At 71.0% G+C, this 16,070-nt stretch carries 16 protein-coding genes and 1 pseudogene; 9 read left to right on the top strand and 8 right to left on the bottom strand.

Features of this window, described 5'->3' with window-relative positions:
- Positions 1 to 12 precede the first annotated feature (12 nt).
- The gene (locus tag GEV10_13045) at positions 13 to 798 is read right to left on the bottom strand and encodes an ATP-binding cassette domain-containing protein (GenBank protein MQA79382.1); all 786 of its coding nucleotides are present in this window, start codon (positions 796 to 798) and stop codon (positions 13 to 15) included.
- A 129-nt stretch (positions 799 to 927) separates the two neighbouring features.
- On the opposite strand from GEV10_13045, the gene GEV10_13040 reads away from it, so the two are divergent.
- A complete protein-coding gene (locus GEV10_13040; GenBank protein MQA79381.1) occupies positions 928 to 1,689 on the top strand; it encodes a hypothetical protein in 762 nt (253 codons plus the stop codon).
- Between the two features lie 127 nt (positions 1,690 to 1,816).
- A complete protein-coding gene (gene serB / locus GEV10_13035) occupies positions 1,817 to 3,034 on the top strand; it encodes a phosphoserine phosphatase SerB (protein ID MQA79380.1) in 1,218 nt (405 codons plus the stop codon).
- Between the two features lie 11 nt (positions 3,035 to 3,045).
- Here serB and GEV10_13030 read toward each other — a convergent pair whose 3' ends face one another.
- Together GEV10_13030 and GEV10_13025 are read right to left on the bottom strand one after the other, a co-directional pair.
- Positions 3,046 to 3,897, bottom strand: a complete 852-nt coding sequence (locus tag GEV10_13030; protein MQA79379.1) for a hypothetical protein — start codon at positions 3,895 to 3,897, stop codon at positions 3,046 to 3,048.
- Positions 3,894 to 4,259, bottom strand: a complete 366-nt coding sequence (locus GEV10_13025) for a hypothetical protein (protein MQA79378.1) — start codon at positions 4,257 to 4,259, stop codon at positions 3,894 to 3,896. The genes GEV10_13030 and GEV10_13025 overlap by 4 nt, the downstream gene beginning before the upstream one ends.
- On the opposite strand from GEV10_13025, the gene GEV10_13020 reads away from it, so the two are divergent.
- Positions 4,247 to 5,074: an FCD domain-containing protein gene (locus tag GEV10_13020; GenBank protein MQA79377.1), complete on the top strand. Its 828-nt coding sequence runs from the start codon at positions 4,247 to 4,249 to the stop codon at positions 5,072 to 5,074. The two genes, GEV10_13025 and GEV10_13020, sit on opposite strands and share 13 nt — an antisense overlap.
- Positions 5,075 to 5,509: 435 nt before the next feature.
- Here GEV10_13020 and fabI read toward each other — a convergent pair whose 3' ends face one another.
- Both fabI and GEV10_13010 read right to left on the bottom strand, forming a co-directional pair.
- Positions 5,510 to 6,277: an enoyl-ACP reductase FabI gene (gene fabI, locus GEV10_13015; GenBank protein ID MQA79376.1), complete on the bottom strand. Its 768-nt coding sequence runs from the start codon at positions 6,275 to 6,277 to the stop codon at positions 5,510 to 5,512.
- A 2-nt stretch (positions 6,278 to 6,279) separates the two neighbouring features.
- Entirely contained in the window at positions 6,280 to 6,984 is a 705-nt protein-coding gene (locus tag GEV10_13010; GenBank protein ID MQA79375.1) for an SDR family oxidoreductase, read from the bottom strand.
- Between the two features lie 98 nt (positions 6,985 to 7,082).
- On the opposite strand from GEV10_13010, the gene GEV10_13005 reads away from it, so the two are divergent.
- Positions 7,083 to 8,573, top strand: coding sequence for a TldD/PmbA family protein (locus GEV10_13005; protein ID MQA79374.1), 1,491 nt, complete (start codon positions 7,083 to 7,085; stop codon positions 8,571 to 8,573).
- Positions 8,570 to 9,958, top strand: a complete 1,389-nt coding sequence (locus tag GEV10_13000; protein MQA79373.1) for a TldD/PmbA family protein — start codon at positions 8,570 to 8,572, stop codon at positions 9,956 to 9,958. Before GEV10_13005 ends, GEV10_13000 begins: the two co-directional genes overlap by 4 nt.
- A 2-nt stretch (positions 9,959 to 9,960) precedes the next feature.
- Here the strand turns inward: GEV10_13000 and GEV10_12995 are convergent, their stop codons facing one another.
- Positions 9,961 to 11,130: an esterase-like activity of phytase family protein gene (locus GEV10_12995; GenBank protein ID MQA79372.1), complete on the bottom strand. Its 1,170-nt coding sequence runs from the start codon at positions 11,128 to 11,130 to the stop codon at positions 9,961 to 9,963.
- A 74-nt stretch (positions 11,131 to 11,204) separates the two neighbouring features.
- Positions 11,205 to 12,179 (bottom strand): GntR family transcriptional regulator, encoded by a 975-nt coding sequence (locus tag GEV10_12990; GenBank protein ID MQA79371.1) that lies wholly within the window; start codon positions 12,177 to 12,179, stop codon positions 11,205 to 11,207.
- Between the two features lie 199 nt (positions 12,180 to 12,378).
- Here GEV10_12990 and GEV10_12985 point away from each other — a divergent pair, with 199 nt between their 5' ends.
- The 3 genes and pseudogenes from GEV10_12985 (at position 12,379) to GEV10_12975 (ending at position 14,276) form a co-directional block, all read left to right on the top strand.
- Positions 12,379 to 13,641, top strand: a complete 1,263-nt coding sequence (locus GEV10_12985; protein ID MQA79370.1) for a hypothetical protein — start codon at positions 12,379 to 12,381, stop codon at positions 13,639 to 13,641.
- Positions 13,632 to 13,843 (top strand): annotated as a pseudogene (locus GEV10_12980) (hypothetical protein). The gene GEV10_12985 and the pseudogene GEV10_12980 overlap by 10 nt, the downstream one beginning before the upstream one ends.
- 61 nt (positions 13,844 to 13,904) lie before the next feature.
- On the top strand, positions 13,905 to 14,276 hold the full coding sequence (locus tag GEV10_12975; GenBank protein ID MQA79369.1) for a MerR family DNA-binding protein: 372 nt from the start codon (positions 13,905 to 13,907) through the stop codon (positions 14,274 to 14,276).
- 66 nt (positions 14,277 to 14,342) lie between these two features.
- Here GEV10_12975 and GEV10_12970 read toward each other — a convergent pair whose 3' ends face one another.
- Positions 14,343 to 14,732 (bottom strand): VOC family protein, encoded by a 390-nt coding sequence (locus GEV10_12970; protein ID MQA79368.1) that lies wholly within the window; start codon positions 14,730 to 14,732, stop codon positions 14,343 to 14,345.
- Positions 14,733 to 14,764: 32 nt separating this feature from the next.
- Here GEV10_12970 and GEV10_12965 point away from each other — a divergent pair, with 32 nt between their 5' ends.
- Positions 14,765 to 15,946, top strand: coding sequence for a DUF222 domain-containing protein (locus GEV10_12965; protein MQA79367.1), 1,182 nt, complete (start codon positions 14,765 to 14,767; stop codon positions 15,944 to 15,946).
- The last annotated feature ends 124 nt before the right edge of the window (positions 15,947 to 16,070 follow it).

Genomic DNA, 16,070 nt, shown 5'->3' with positions numbered 1-16,070 from the left:
ACAACGGACTGGTCACGGCGCACCTCGGGCGACCCATCTGTCGTCGATCCGGTCGAGCCGCAGCCACACCCCGAAGCACTTCGACAGCGACTCCGCGGTGAGGACCTCCCCGATCGGCCCCTGCGCCACGGAACGGCCGTCGCGCAGCAGCAGGCAGTGGGTGAAGGCGGGTGGGATCTCCTCGACGTGGTGGGTGATGAGGACGCTCGCGGGTGAGTACGGGTCGGCGGCGAGCCCGGACAGCCGCCGGACGAGGTCCTCGCGCGCACCGAGGTCGAGGCCGGCGGCGGGCTCGTCGAGGAGCAGCAGCTCGGGATCGGTCATCAGTGCGCGGGCGATCTGCGTCCGCTTGCGCTCGCCCTCGGACAGGGTGCCGAACGTGCGGTCGGCCAGGTGCCCGCAGCCGAGCTGCCACAGCAGCTCGAGCGCCCGGCCCTCGTCGGCGCCGTCGTACTGCTCGCGCCAGCGGCCGATGACGGCGTACGAGGCGGTCATGACGATGTCGCGGACGCGCTCCCCCGGCGGGATGCGCTCGGCGACGGCGGAGCTGGTCACGCCGATCCGCGGCCGCAGCTCGAAGACGTCGACCGCGCCCATCCGCTCGCCGAGGATGTCGACGGTGCCGCTCGTGGGGAACAGCTGGGCGGCCGCGAGGCGCATCGCCGTCGTCTTGCCCGCGCCGTTGGGACCGAGGACGATCCAGCGTTCTCCCTCGCGGATACTCCAGCTGAGCTCGTCGAGCAGGGTCGCACCGTTCCTGACGACGGACACGGAGTCGAGCCGCAGCACGTCATCCATGCGCGACGGCCTCCTCCGCTGGGGCGCACCCGGTCGATCCCGTCATGACATCCTCTCGCAGTCGCCCCCTGCCGCACGGCACAAACGTACGACACAGGCGCCTATCCTCGACGGGTGGCGCCACCGGAGATCTCGTGCCCGGCCTCGGCCGACCTGGTCGGCTGGGGCAACGCCTGGCTGCTCGGACACTGCGGCCTCGACGAGGTCGTCGACGCGCTCGAACGGACCCACGGCGCCCAGGTCGTCACCGCCGGCGCGACGGCTGCTGAGACGCCCCTGCGCCAGGTGCTCGGCGACCTCCGCGGCCGGGGTCTCGCCGCCTTCCGGCTCGCGCTGCCGGCGCCGGGCGACCCGCTCGGCCTGGCGGGCCCCGCGGACTTCAACGCCAGCGCCATCGAGGCCGGCGAGGCGGTGCTCGTCGAGCTCCGCGACGACGCCACCGGGCTCGTCCCGACCGCCGACGCGCGCGGATCGTCGTACACCGGCCTGCGCTGGACCCGCCACCGGCTGACCCGGGCAACCGGCGCGACGCCGACGCTGGCGGAGGCCGAGCAGCACCTTGCCCTGACTCTGCGCGACGCGGCCGACGCGCTCCTCGACCTCGACGTCGCGACGTGGAACCCCGGCGCCGCGGCGACACTCGCCGGCATCAGGCGCGGCGGCAGCGACCGCCTCACCCTCGCGCCCGGGTACCCGCCGCGCGCGCTGCGGGTCGCCGCGCAGGCCGCGCGCCTGGCCGCCATCTCGGCCGTCGGCCTCGCCGACGACGGCGGCGCGGTCAGCACGTGGGAGGCCGACGCACGCCGCTCCGCCCTGCGCGACCTCGAACGCGCCGTACGCCGCGCCCGCGTCGCGGCGTACAACTCCGTGACCGAGCACGGCGCGGAGTAGCGCGGCCGACTCCCACGTGGCGGCGTCGTATGTGCCATAGCCAATGCGATGCGTCCACGTGGGGTCCCTCCGCACCACCCGGGGTCGGCGGCGGCGGCGCAGCGGCCGCGGGTAGCGTGCAGGGACCATGGAGGTTCCTTCGCCCCGCCCGGAGACCGACGCGTCCCGCACCCTCCTCGTCACCCTCACCGGTCGCGACCGTCCCGGCCTGCTGTCGCAGGTGTTCGCCGGCGTCGCCGAGGAGGGCGAGGTCGAGGTCCTCGACGTCGAGCAGATCGTCATCCGCGGGTGGATCGTCCTCGGCATCCTGTTCGCCGCGCCCGACCCGGAGAACGGGCTCGCCAAGCGGCTCCATCAGGTCGCGTCCGAGCTCGGCGTCGACATCGACCTGACCCCGGGTACCGGCGACAACGATCCGCGGCGCAGCGACCGGTTGCACGTCACGCTGCTCGGCGCTCCCCTGCGCCCGGGTGCCGTGGCGGCCATCGCGGGGCGTACCGCGTCGCTCGGCGCGAACATCGACCGCATCCTGCGCCTCGCCCGCTACCCCTGCACCGCCATCGAGCTCGAGGTGTCGGGCGCGGACGCCGAGGCGCTCAAGGCGGCCCTGACCGAGGAGGCCGTCGCGCAGCACGTCGACGTCTCCGTCCACCCGTCCGGGCTGCAACGCCGCGGCAAGCGTCTCGTCGTCATGGACGTCGACTCCACACTCATCCAGGACGAGGTCATCGAGCTGCTCGCCGAGCACGCCGGCTGCGGTCCCCGCGTCGCCGAGATCACCGCGGCCGCGATGGCCGGGCAGCTCGACTTCGCGGAGTCGCTACGCGAACGCGTACGCCTGCTGGCCGGGCTGCCCGAGAGCGTCCTGGAGGACGTGCGCGCGCAGCTGCGACTCACTCCGGGAGCCCGCACACTCGTCCGCACGCTGCGCCGCCTCGACCACCGGATTGCAGTCGTGAGCGGCGGGTTCACCCAGGTCATCGCGCCGCTGGCCGCCGAGCTCGGCATCGACTACGTCGCGGCGAACACCCTCGAGGTCGTCGACGGCCGGCTCACCGGGGAGCTCACCGGACCGCTGCTCGACCGCGCCGCCAAGGCCGACCTGCTCGAACGGTTCGCCGCGGACGCCGGGGTCCCGCTGCGGCAGACCGTCGCTATCGGCGACGGCGCGAACGACCTCGACATGATCCAGCGGGCGGGCCTGGGCGTGGCCTTCAACGCCAAGCCCGCGCTCCGCGCGGCCGCCGACACGTCCCTGAGCCTGCCCTACCTCGACTCGCTGCTCTTCCTGCTCGGCATCCCGCGCGACGAGGTCGAGGCCGCCGATGCCGAGGACCAGCCCTGAGCGGGTCGCCGTCAGGCCTCGCCCAGCCGCCAGCGCTCGACGAAGCGGCCGGTCGAGGCGGCGTCCATGGCCAGGCCGTTGATCCGCAGGCCCGGCCGCACCCACCACGCGCCGATCAGCAGGTCGGGTGACACCTGCCGCCCGGACTCGCTGAGGTCGAACTCGGCAAGCTCGGGCAGGCCCGTGACAAGCGCGGTGACGTCCCACGCGGTCAACTCGGTCCAGCCCCCGTCGATCGCCAGCTGCCTCAGGCCGGAGAGCCGCCGCAACGCCGACATGGTCGCCGAGTCGACGTACTGGACCGCGACGGAGAGCTCGCGCAACGGCCAGAGCGCCAACACCCGGTCGAGCAGCAGCGCCGTCAACCGCGGCTGGGACATACCGAACGCGACGAGCGACCGCTCGCCCACCGCCTCCACGACCTCCTCGGGCGGGACGTGGGGCACGTCGAGGCGCACCTGGCGTAGCCGCAGGGCCGTACGCAAGGCGAGCAGGTCTCCGCGGCGCAGGTTCGGCGCGGCCAGCTGGAGCACCGCGAGCGACGGAGCGCGGGCGATCGCGGCCACCGTCGGCCCGTCGATGCCCGCGCCGGCCGCCGTCAGGACCGCGAGATGGGGGATCGACGCCACGGCCATCAGGTCGAAGGCCGCCACCTCGGAGCGCTGGACGTCGACCGACACGACGGGGACGTCGAGCTCCGCGAGCCAGGCGAGGCGCGCCTGCCTGCGCCGGCGGCCCCTGACCTCGAGGACGGCACCGTCGGGGACGTCGAGCGTGCCGCTGCCCGTGCCGGCCAGTCTGCGGCCGTCGCCCGCCACTGCCCAGATATCGACGCCGGCGGCCTCGGGAACCCGTACGATCACGGAACGATGATCTCGACCAGCCGGGTGAGTCCGAATTCGGGAGCGCCGAGACACGACGCGGTCACGCGCTCGTCCTCGACGAAGACATAGGTGGGGTAGCCCTGCAGGCCGAACTCCTCACGCAGGCGCGAATCGGCGTCCGCGTTGAGCCGCAGCACCGTCAGCCGGTCGCCGTACCGCTCGGCGACCGCCTCGAGCTCCGGGAGTGCGAGATGACAGTCGCCGCACCACGGCGCCTCCATCTGGAGGAGCAAGGGGGCGCCGCGACCGCGCGCGAGGGCGACGTACTCGTCGCGCGTGAGCACCGGGACCATGCGCGAACCCTTGCGCATTGGCGTCCGGTAGGGCAATGGTGGCACCATCAATCCTGGCACTGGTCATATCAGGGTGCCGTCGCACGGACCGAGGAGACCACGGGGTGAGCCACGCGCGGATCCAGGAGACGCCGGTGCTCCTGAGCGACGAGGCGATCGGCGCGCTCAAGCGCCGGATCGTCACCGGTGAGCTCGCACCGGGTGCCTGGGTGTCGGAGGGCGAGCTGACAGAGCTGCTTGGCATGAGCAAGACGCCGGTACGGGAGGCGCTCGCCGTCCTGCGCCGGCAGGGCTGGATCACCGCGACGCCGCGGTCCGGCTACCGCATCCGGTCGGTCACCGTTCGCGAGGCTCGCGACCTGCTCGACCTGCAGAGCGTGCTCGAACCCATGGCGGCGGCCAAGGCGGCCATCGGCAGCCAGCGCTATCCGGGCGAGCTGGAGAAGCTTGCCGCGTTCGCCGTCGACGCGTCCGGACATACCTGGGCGAACTCCGAGGAGATCCTCGCCCACTACCGCTTCCACCGCAGGCTCACGGCCCTCGGCAACAACCGCGAGCTCGACCTGTTGCTCGCGGACCTGCACCTGAAGCTGCACCAGGCCTTCGTGATCGCTCGCCGCCTCGAACCGACCAACGTGCCGGAGGGCACCGACCACCGGCGGATCGTCGACGCGATCGCACGTCACGACCCCGACGGCGCCAGGCGCGCCGCGGCCGAGCACGTCACCGCGATCCGCACCTGGCTGCTCACCGCGCTCATCGACAGCGACGCCGTCCTCGACGCCGGCATCTCGGCCAAGGCCAGGGCCGCGGTCGCCCGCAGCCGCCCCCGCACGACCACCCCCAGTGAGCGGGCGCGTTGACGTCCGCGGACCCAGGAGGCATGGTTTTCGCATGACGCAGCCGCTCGAGCCCACCGAGACACGTCCGTCGGACGATCTCGTCGACCAGCTCGCGGCACGCCTCGCCCAGCGCACCTCCGTGCGTCCGGGGCCGGACGAGGACTGCGGCCTCGACGCCGACTGCCCGCCCGACCTCATCTGCCTCGAAGGGCACTGCACCTAGAAGCACTGCACGTAGGTCACTGCCCGGAAACTCACGTTCCGTCGTCTCTCGGTGACGTTGGGCCTTGCGCTGGTAATTCCAGTTGGTTAGCCTGTCATGGACAGGAAACTCGTGTTGATCCACGCATCAACCGGCCGAACTCGGGGAGCCGACAGCAGATGCGCATGACCAGATGCACACATGTAAGCCGCCCGCGGCGACCTGATCTCGTCTGGGAGTAGACGGCTCAGGGCTCAGGCACCCATGGCGTGATAGCCGCCGTCGACGTGGACGATCTCGCCCGTCGTCTTCGGGAAGAAGTCCGACAGCAGCGCGACGCAGGTGCGGGCCGTCGGCGTGATGTCGGTGTTGTCCCAGCCGAGCGGCGCGCGCCCATCCCATCCCGCCTCGAGTTCGTCGAACCCGGGGATGCTCTTGGCGGCCAGCGTGCGGGTAGGCCCGGCGGACACGAGGTTGACCCTGATGCCTCGCGGGCCGAGGTCGCGCGCGAGGTACCTGGCGGTCGACTCCAGACCGGCCTTCGCGACGCCCATCCAGTTGTAGGCGGGCCACGCGACGCTCGCGTCGAAGGTCAGCCCCACGACGGAGCCGCCCTCGCGCAGCAGCGGCAGCGCCGCGGCCGTCAGCGCCTTGAGTGAGTAGGCGGACACCTGGAGCCCGACGGCGACGTCGGCCCACGGCGCCTCCAGGAAGTCGCCGCCGAGGCATGACTGCGGCGCGAACGCGATCGAGTGCATGACGCCGTCGAGTGAGTCGACGTGCTCGCCCAGGCGGTCGGCGAGGCTCGCGAGGTGATCCTCGTCCGACACGTCGAGCTCGAGGACGATCGGCTCGACCGGCAGGCGCTTCGCGATCCGCCGCGTGATCGAAAGGGCCCTGCCGAAGTTCGTGATGATGACCCGCGCACCCTCCTCCTGCGCGACCCTCGCCACGCCGAAGCCGAGCGAGGTGTCCATCGTGACCCCGGCCACGAGGATCGTCTTGCCGTCCAGAATGCCCATCGTCAGTGCCCCATTCCCAGTCCGCCGTCGACCGGCAGCACGGCACCGGTGACGTACGCCGCGTCGTCGCTGGTCAGCCACCGCACCACGGCCGCGACCTCGCCGGTCGAGGCGTAGCGACCGAGCGGGATCTGCTGCTTGTAATGTGCCTGCCGCTCCGCGGGCAGGTCGGCGGTCATGGCGGTCTCCACGTACCCGGGAGCCACGACGTTGACCGTGATGTCGCGTGGGCCGAGCTCGCGGACGAGTGACCGCGCGAACCCAACGAGTCCCGCCTTGGACGCCGCGTAGTTGCTCTGACCGGGCGAACCGAGGAGCGCGACGACGGACGAGACCAGCACGATGCGCCCGTGCCGCGCCCGGATCATCCCCCGCAACGCGCGCTTGGTCACCCGGTAGGTGCCGGTGAGGTTGGTGTCGACGACGGACGCGAAGTCGTCCTCGGACATCCGCAGCAGCAGTTGGTCCTTCGTGACGCCGGCGTTGGCGACGAGCACCTCGACCGGGCCGAAGCGCTCCTCGACCTCGGCGAACGCCCTGTCGACCTGACCGGTGTCGGTGACGTCGCAACGGACGCCGGCCAGGCCGTCCGGCGGCTCGCCGCCGCGATGCGTCACCACCGCGGTGTCGCCCGCGTCGGCGAACGCCCGCGCGATCGCGAGTCCGATGCCGCGGTTGCCGCCCGTGACGAGGACGGTGCGCCCCACCTTCGACCTCCTGCCGACCGCTCGATCACCGAACGCGTGGACGCTATCAGCCGGCGTCCTACTAGGGTCGGGGCGTGGCCAACGACTCCCCCGCGGCGATCGACCCCGAGCTGCTCGCGCTCCCCCTCTCCGCGATCGCCGACGCCGCACGTCAGCGCGCCCGCGACCTCGGCGCGTCCCACGCCGAGGTCCGCGTCGAGCGCGTGCGCCGGCAGCGGATCAGGTTGCGCGACGCGCGGATCGAGGGCGCGTCCGACTCCGGCGACGTCGGCGTCTCGGTCCGGGTCCTCCACGACGGCACCTGGGGGTTCGCCGCGGGCGTCGACGTCGACCCCGCGGCGGCTGTCGTGCTGGCGGAGCGAGCCGTCGAGGTCGCGAGGACGAGCCGGCCGCTCAACACCAGGCCGGTCGAGCTCGCCGGCGAGCCCGTGCACGAGGACGCGACCTGGGTGTCCCCCTACGAGGTCGACCCGTTCGAGGTGCCGACCGCGGACAAGGTCGAGGTGCTTGCTGAACGCAGCCGCGCACTGCTCGCCGGGCCCGGCGTCGACCACGTCGACGCGAGCTTCCTCGCGGTGCGGGAGAGCAAGTTCTACGCCGACCTCGCCGGCACCGTCACGACGCAGCAGCGGGTCCGGGTGGCCCCCGAGCTCACCGTCGTCGCCGTCGACGACGCGCAGTTCACCGACGTTCGTACGCTCGCGCCACCGGCCGCGCGGGGGTGGGAGTACGTCACGGGCACCGGCTGGGACTGGGCCACGGAGCTGGCCGAGCTGCCGGACCATCTCGCCGAGCGGGCCCAGGCGCCGCCCGTCGAGTCCGGCAGCCTCGACCTCGTGATCGACCCGTCGAACCTGTGGCTCACGATCCACGAGTCGATCGGTCATGGCACCGAGCTCGACCGCGCGCTCGGCTACGAGGCCGCGTACGCCGGCACCACGTTCGCGACGTTCGACAAGCTCGGCTCCCTGCGCTACGGCTCCCCCGCCATGCACGTCACCGGCGACCGGACGACCGAGCACGGTCTCGCGACGGTCGGCTACGACGACGAGGGCGTGGCGGCCGGCAGCTGGGACATCGTCCGCGACGGCGTGCTCGTGGGCTACCAGCTCGATCGCCGGATGGCCGCTCTGAAGGATCTCGGCCGTTCCAACGGCTGCGCGTACGCCGACTCGGCCGGGCACGTGCCGTTGCAGCGCATGGCCAACGTGTCGTTGCGGCACGCAGCCGGCGGACCCTCGACGGCGGAGCTCATCGCGGGTGTCGAGCGCGGGCTCTACGTCGTCGGCGACAGGTCCTGGTCGATCGACATGCAGCGGTACAACTTCCAGTTCACCGGCCAACGCGTCTACGCCATCCGCGACGGGCGGCTCGCCGGGCAGGTGCGCGACTTCGCGTACCAGTCGCGCACGCCGGACTTCTGGGGGGCGATGGAGGCCGTCGGCGGGCCGCAGACCTACGTCCTCGGCGGCACGTTCCAGTGTGGAAAGGGACAACCGAGCCAGGTGGCGCCGGTGAGCCACGGGTGCCCGAGCGCACTGTTCCGCGGGATCAACGTCCTCAACACCGGCGAGGAGAACAGCGCGTGACGCCACAGGAGACCGTCGAGCGCGCGCTCGCGCTCAGCACGGCGGACGGCTGCGTCGTCGTCGCCGACGAGCACAGCCATGCCGACCTCCGCTGGGCGGAGAACTCGCTGACGACCAACGGGGTGAGCCGTTCGCGCACCCTCACCGTCATCGCGACCGTCGGCGGCGAGCGCGGCACCGCCGTCGGCACGATCGCGCGCGGCGGCGCGACCGCCGACCAGATCGAGGCCGTCGTCCGCGAGGCCGAGCACGCCGCGCGCACCGGCACGGCCGCCGACGACGCGCGTCCACTCGCCCGCCCCGACGACACCGCGCCCGCCGGGCCGTGGGACGACCCACCCGCCGAGACGTCCGTCCGGGTGTTCGGGTCGCTGGCGCCCCAGCTCGGCGAGGCGTTCACGCAGGCGTCGCACGAGGGCAGGTTGCTCTTCGGCTTCGCGGAGCACGACCTCACCTCCACCTTCCTCGGCACGGGCACAGGCGTGCGCCTGCGCCACGACCAGCCGACCGGGCGGCTGGAGCTCAACGTCAAGTCCGCCGACTACGCGCGCTCGGTGTGGACGGGCGTCGGCACCGACGACTTCTCCGACGTCGACGCGCACGCGCTCGAGGCCGGCCTGGTCACCAAGCTCGACTGGGCGAAGCGGCGCGTCGACCTGCCCGCCGGTCGCTACGAGACCGTCCTGCCCCCGTCCGCGGTCGCCGACCTCTACGTGTACCTCTACGCGTCCTCCGCGGCCCGCGACGCGCACGACGGCCGCTCGGTGTTCTCCGCCACCGGTGGCGGCACCCGCATCGGCGAACGCCTCGGCGACACACCGTTCACCCTGCGGTCCGATCCCGCCGCTCCGGGCCTGCGGTCGTGCCCGTTCGTCGTCGCCCGCAGCTCGTCCGCCGCCGACTCCGTCTTCGACAACGGACTGCCGATCGGTCCGGTGTCGTGGATCGACCGCGGCACGCTGTCCGCCCTGCTGCAGACCCGGCACACCGCGTCGCTCACCGACAGCCCCGCCACGTTCGCCGTCGACAACCTGATCGCCGAGGGCGGCGACGACACAGTCGACACCGACGCCGTCGTCGCGAACACCTCGCGCGGCCTGCTGCTCACGAGCCTCTGGTACATCCGTCCCGTCGACCCGCGCACGCTGCTGTTCACCGGTCTCACCCGCGACGGCGTCTACCTCGTCGAAGGCGGCGAGGTCGTCGGGGCCGTGAACAACTTCCGCTTCAACGAGAGCCCCGTCGAGATGCTGCGCCGCATCCTGGAGATCGGCGGCACCCGCCGCACGCTGGCACGCGAGCTCGGCGACTACTTCACCCGCACCGCCATGCCGACCCTGCGCGTGGCCGACTTCAACATGAGCACGGTGAGCGACGCGTCCTGACGTCAGCGGCTGGGCCGGACGGCGACGGTCACGAGCTGGGTGACCTGCACGTCGTTGAAGTTGTCGTCCGACACGAACACCAGGCTGTGCTCGCCCGTCGGCAGGCGCGGGCCCCACGTCACGCCCTCGATGTTGTCGACATGCTCGAGGCCGACCGCGCCGAGGTCGAGAACGAGCCGCTTCCGTACCGGCGCATAGTCGCCGCTCGACAACGACGTGCGGCGCAGCACGTTCGTCGCGCCGCGGGTGTCGACCTCGTAGACGCGAATGCTGTTGCCGGCCCCGCTGGCGAACGAGCGCTCCACGACGAGATAGCGCCACCGGTCGACGGCGAGGATCTCGCTGATGCCGTTGTCGGCCGCCGCCGACGGCGGCTCGGGCGCGACGGGTATCGCGTCGAGTGGATACGCGAGCTGACGCACCGCACGCCCGCTGCGCCTGTCCCACCACGTCAGGCGGTTCACCGCGCCGTGCCCGGTCATGGCGATCGGCCCGTCCTCGTACCGCGCACCCTCGGCCGACGCGACCACCTGGCGACCGTCGGCCGTCAGGGTGAGCCCCTCGAACACCAGGTTGCGTCGCGGCCCGGCCTCGGTCGCAGTCATCCGCATGTTCTCCGGCGTCGCGAGCTGTCGAAGGTTTCTGCCTCCGACCGTCATCTGCCGCACCCACGGGTCCACCAGCTCCGCCGAGCCGTCTGCCGCGACCTCCCGCTTGCCCTCGCTCCCCCAGTACAGGGTGCGGGTCCGCGGATCGACCCGCATCGACTCCGGGTCGGCGAGCTCGGTGCCGTCACCGGACAGCGCCGGAAACACCGTGCCGTCCGTTCGTAGGATCCACGTCGACCGCGCGAACCGGACACCGCTGACACCGTTGCCCGAGACCCGCATGCGGACGGTGTAGAAGTGCGCCGGCGCCAGCTCGGTGTCGTCGGCGATCAGGTAGTACGCCCCCGTCCGCCGGTCGTAGTCGATGGACGACAGCTCCCCCACCCGCGTCCCGTCCACCACGACGTCCTTGCCGACGACGTGCTCGCCGAGAAGCCTGGCGTGCCACGGCCCGTACCCACTCACGTGGCGCGGCTCGGCCGTGGCCCCGCTGGGGGTTGCCGTCAGCAGGAGTGCGGTGGTCGCGGTGAAGGCGACGACCGCCCGAGTGAGTCTCCGGGGCATGGGTGCCATGGAACCCGACCTGCGTCGCCCGCGCCACCGGATGTCCGTGTGTTGGCCACGGGTTGGGCCTCTCTTCACCTTGCATCGTCACGTCTCACCAGGGCGGTGAAACCGTCGAGATGACGGGCAAGGCTGTATTCGAACAATCGGTCCAGGTCCCGTGCCGTGCCTTCTGGAATTGTTGCCAGCAGTGGAAATCGTCCGCTGTTGAGCAGTTCGTGCGCTCGTGTTCGTTGTGTCGCGCTCCACCGGTCGAGCGTGACGCCGGTGTTCTGCTCCGCTTCGGCTTCATCCGCCATGGACAGAGCAACGGTGAGGACCAGTGCATGCAGAGTGAGTGCTTCGCGCATCCGTGTGGTCAGGGGCAGCCCGAGCCCGTCGAGTGCGCGCAGCGTCCACTCGGTGTGCGCCATCATGCTGGGCACGAGCAAGGGTCGGGTGAACGAGACGGTCCTGGGTAGCCAGAGATGTCGTCGGCACAGCTGCCACTGCTGGCGGGCGATCAGCTCGAGTTTGGCGCGCCACCCTTCCGGGCCCGGCTCGGGTAGGTCGATTTCGCCGAACGCCCTGTCGGCCATCTGGATCAGCAGGTCGTCCTTGTTCGCCACGTGTCGGTACAGCGACATCGGACCGACGCCGAGGTGGGCCGCGAGTCGTCGCATCGACACCGCGTCGAGTCCCTCGGTGTCGGCGATCGTGATCGCGGTGCGCAGCAGGTGTTTCCGGTTCATCGCCTGATCGGAGAGACCCGCCTGCCGTGGCGTCGGTGACGTGGCCAGGTTGGGCGCGGTCGGGCTGGCCGGCTGCCTGTGACTGCTGTGTGCGCTGACCACCGTGCCGGACCCGACCCGCGGTTCGACCAGCCCCTCGTCGCGGAGGGTCGCGGTCACCCTGGTTGCGGTCGCGACAGCAACGCCCCATCGCTGGGCGATCTGCCGGACGGAGGGCACCCGATCTCCGGGTCGCAGTTTGCCGGTCATGATCCGAGCACGGATCTCCGCGGCGATCGCCCGGTATGGCGGATCCGGTCGCTGCGTCGACGACGACACCGGGGCCCTCCCTCTCCATCGATGAGGTCACTGCCTGCGAGAAGTGTACTAGTTCAATTCCTGATCGACCTAGGACACCAATCCCGTGTTTCTCTAGCAGAGAGCAGCACTCCGTCGCTACGGTCGACGGTGTACGGAGACCGCAGATACGCCGTACGCACACCGTGCCATCGGCTGCGACGACACAGCAGGGAGACCCATGAAGAACCGCAGCATCCTCATTTCCGGTGCCGGGATCGGAGGACCCGCCCTGGCGTACTGGCTCCACAGGTTCGGGTTCCACGCGACCGTGGTGGAACGTGCGCCCGCGCCTCGTAGCGGTGGTCACGCAGTCGACATCCGCGGTACGGCCAGACAGGTGGCTGAGCGGACCGGCATCATTCCCCAGGTCAGGAAGGCGCACACCGGAGCACGCGGCATGGCGTTCGTCGATCACAAGAGCAAGAGGGTTGCGACGCTAAGCACCGAGGTGTTCGGAGACTCGGGCGGCCCCATCGCCGAGATGGCGATTCTGCGCACCGACTTGGCTCGGATCCTCTACGACGCGAGCCGTGACGACGTCGAGTACGTCTTCGGAGATTCGATCACGGCGGCCGAGCTGGACGACGACGGCGTCCACGTCGAGTTCGAGACGGGTGCGTCCAGGCGGTTCGACCTGTTGGTCGGTGCGGACGGCGTGCACTCCAACGTCCGCCGCCTGGTGTTCGGCCCAGAGGAGCGCTACATCCGCGACCTCGGCTGCTACGTGTCGCTCTTCACCACCACGACCGCACTGGACCTCGACGGTTGGCAGCTGATGTACACCATGCCCGGCGGCAACGGCCGGCCTGGAAGGACAGCCGGTCTCTACCCACAGCCCGAGCCCGGCGCGGCGTTGGCCGGGTTCTTCTTGCCCTCGGCGCCACTGCAGTACGACAGGCGTGACATCGATGAGCAGAAACGGATGGTGATCCGCGCCTTCGAGGAGGAGGCGTGGGAGATCCCTCGGATGCTGTCCACGATCTGGGACGCGCCTGATTTCTACTTCGACAGGGTCAACCAGGTTCAGGTGGATACCTGGTCACGCGGTCGGATAGTGCTGCTCGGGGATGCCGGCTACTGCGCCTCGCCGATGTCCGGCATCGGTACCAGCCTGGCGCTTGTCGGCGCGTACATACTGGCCGGCGAACTCGCTGCGGCAAATGGTGACCATCGCCTCGCCTATGCCACCTATGAGCGGGAGATGCGCGAGTTCGTCAGCCACGCCCACGAGTTCGCCCGCGGCGCCGGTGACGGCGGCCTGATGCCGGACTCACGAGCGAAGCTCTGGCTGCGCAACCAGTCCGTCCGGATGCTGCCGTACCTGCCGAGACGCCTGGTCGGCCGAGGCATGGACAGAGTGGCCAACGTCGTCGAGCTCAAGGACTACACAGCCATGACCCGCGCTGAAGTCCGACACCGAGGAGAGCAAGCATGCAGGTAGGTAGCGGGGCTCAGAACGCTACTCCACCGGACCGGGGACGGTTGCGTGCTGCGCGTGGACGTTGGTGTTGCTGACGACGTTGTGCGCGGAGCTGACGTTCACGGCGGTCGCGGTGCCGCTCACCTGGCTGCTCCTCCCGCTGCTGATGGTGATGTACGGGGCCGGAGTTCTTGTGGTCCGAGAGGCAGTCACGCGGGCCGGGGAGTCCGAACAGCCGCAGGTCCAGGAGTGGGTGCCGGACTCGCAACTCGAGTCCGGCGAAGATGGTCAGCAGGACCGCGGCGATCGCCGACGGTGTGCGCCAGCTGGCAGCCATCGACTTCTGGCAGGAGGCCGGATTCACCCTGCGGGAGATCAGCGAGCTCGCCCTGCAGCCGTCCGCCAGCGTCGGGAGCGCAAAGGCTGTCGCAGCCGAGCGAATCGCCGAGCTGGAGCGAATCATCGAAGACGCCACCCACGTCAAGGCGTTCCTGCACCACGTGCTGGGCCGCGTCCACGAGGAGCTCGGCGAATGCCCGCAGTACCAGGAGCACATCCAGCTACGGGCGGCGAGCATCACCGGTGGCACCCACCGGCGCCAGCATCAGCTACACCTGCAGCACATCCATCACGAACACGCACGTCGGCGGCGCTGACAGACCCGCTACCGCGTCCGCGCCGACCAGCCCGTAGCGGGATCCCTTACAGACACGGGTCTCCGATCAGGGGTGGCGGCCCGCAAGGACGCAGAACTCGTTCCCTTCTGGGTCGGCAAGACAGACCCAGCTCTCGTCGCCGGTTTGGCCGACGTCGTCGTGTCGAGCACCCAGGTCGAGCAGGCGACGGACCTCTTCGTCTTGCTCCCTGTCGGTTGGGTTGACGTCGAGGTGGAGCCTGTTCTTGACGGTCTTGCCCTCGGGCACGTGCGCGAATGTCACCGTCGGTGGCACCGGGCCAAGGCGGTTCTTGCCGTCAGGCACCAGAGGCGAGCCAATGGTGACAACTCCGTCGTCTTCGTCTTGCACCTCGTAGCCAAGGACCGAGCACCAGAACCGGGCGAGACCGTGGGGATCGGCACAGTCGATCGCAAGCTCGGTGAACTTACTGGTCATGTCAGGACCTCCCAGTCACGTAGCGGGTCTGGTTGACGGTGGGTGACCTGCACGTGGTCGCCGCTGGGGCCCTGGCGCCCGGTGCGGAGATGCAGCGGGTCCTGGACGCGGTCGACGTCGCCGCGGTGACGCATGACTCGCGGTTGCGGATGGTGGGGCTGTACCAGCGGTGCGAGGCCGCGCTCGCCGCGCGGCAGCAGCACCTCCTGGGCGCGTTCGAGTATGGCGATGATCCCGGTGGGGATCACGACACCCGCGGTGAGCTCGCGCCGTTGCTGCGGCTGTCGGACGGCACGGTGCATTCCCGGTTGGCGGTCGCGGAGTCCGCGACCGCGGTGTTCACCGCGACCCTCGGTCTGCTGGCGCGCGGCCAGGTCACGTACTGGCACCTGCGGGCCCTGGCCGACGAGACCCAGGCCCTGTCCCCGGGCCTGGCGGTGGCGGTGGAGGAGCGGGTGCTGCCCAAGGCGCCGGAGCAGTCGCTGAGCGAGTTCCGTGCCGCGCTGCGCCGCGCGGTGATGGCGGTCGACCCCGCCGGCGCCCAGGACCGGGCCGCGTGGCGGGTCAGGGACCGGGCGGCGTGGGTGAAGCCACTGCCCGACGGGGTGTCGGCGTTCACCACGATCATGGCCGGCGACACCGCCGCCGCCGCGTGGACCCGCGTCGACGACCTCGCCCGCACCGCCACGACAGGCGATGAGCGGACGCTGGACCAGCGGCGCGCCGACACCGTCGCCGACCTCCTCCTCGGCACCCTCCCCGGCCACGCACCACCCGCCGCGCGGGTCGAGGTCACCGTGTCCGCGGACACCCTGCTCGGCGGCACCGAGCCCGGCGAGCTGCACGGGCACGGCCCGATCCCCGCCCCACTCGCCCGAGACATCGCGTCTCGCACCGGGTCGACCTGGCGCAGGCTCGTGTTCGACCCGAGCACCGGGTGGCTGCGGACGCGCGGGGAGAAGACCTACCGCCCCGGCGACTGGACCCCGCTCCTGACCGACCCGATCGAACCCGTCCCGGCCGCGGTCCCCACCAGGAAGCCGAGCGCGGCACTGGACCGCTACGTCAAAGCCCGCGACACCCGCTGCCTGTTCCCCGGCTGCCGCCGCCGCGCCAAGACCTGCGACCTCGACCACACCACCCGCTGGGAACACGGCGGCGCCACCAACACCAAGAACCTCCACCCCCTGTGCCGCCGGCACCGTGTGTCCTGAAGATGATTGTGAGGTTCTGATGTAGAAGCTGGAATGCTCGTGATTGTCGTGCTGTGCTGGAGATGAAGGTCGACCCTTCGGGATCGTCATACAGGTGATGGTTTCAAACCACCGCATGCTGCGT

It is taken from the genome of Streptosporangiales bacterium (assembly GCA_009379955.1).
Taxonomy (GTDB): domain Bacteria; phylum Actinomycetota; class Actinomycetes; order Streptosporangiales; family WHST01; genus WHST01.
This window is presented reverse-complemented; position numbering and strand designations above follow the sequence as displayed.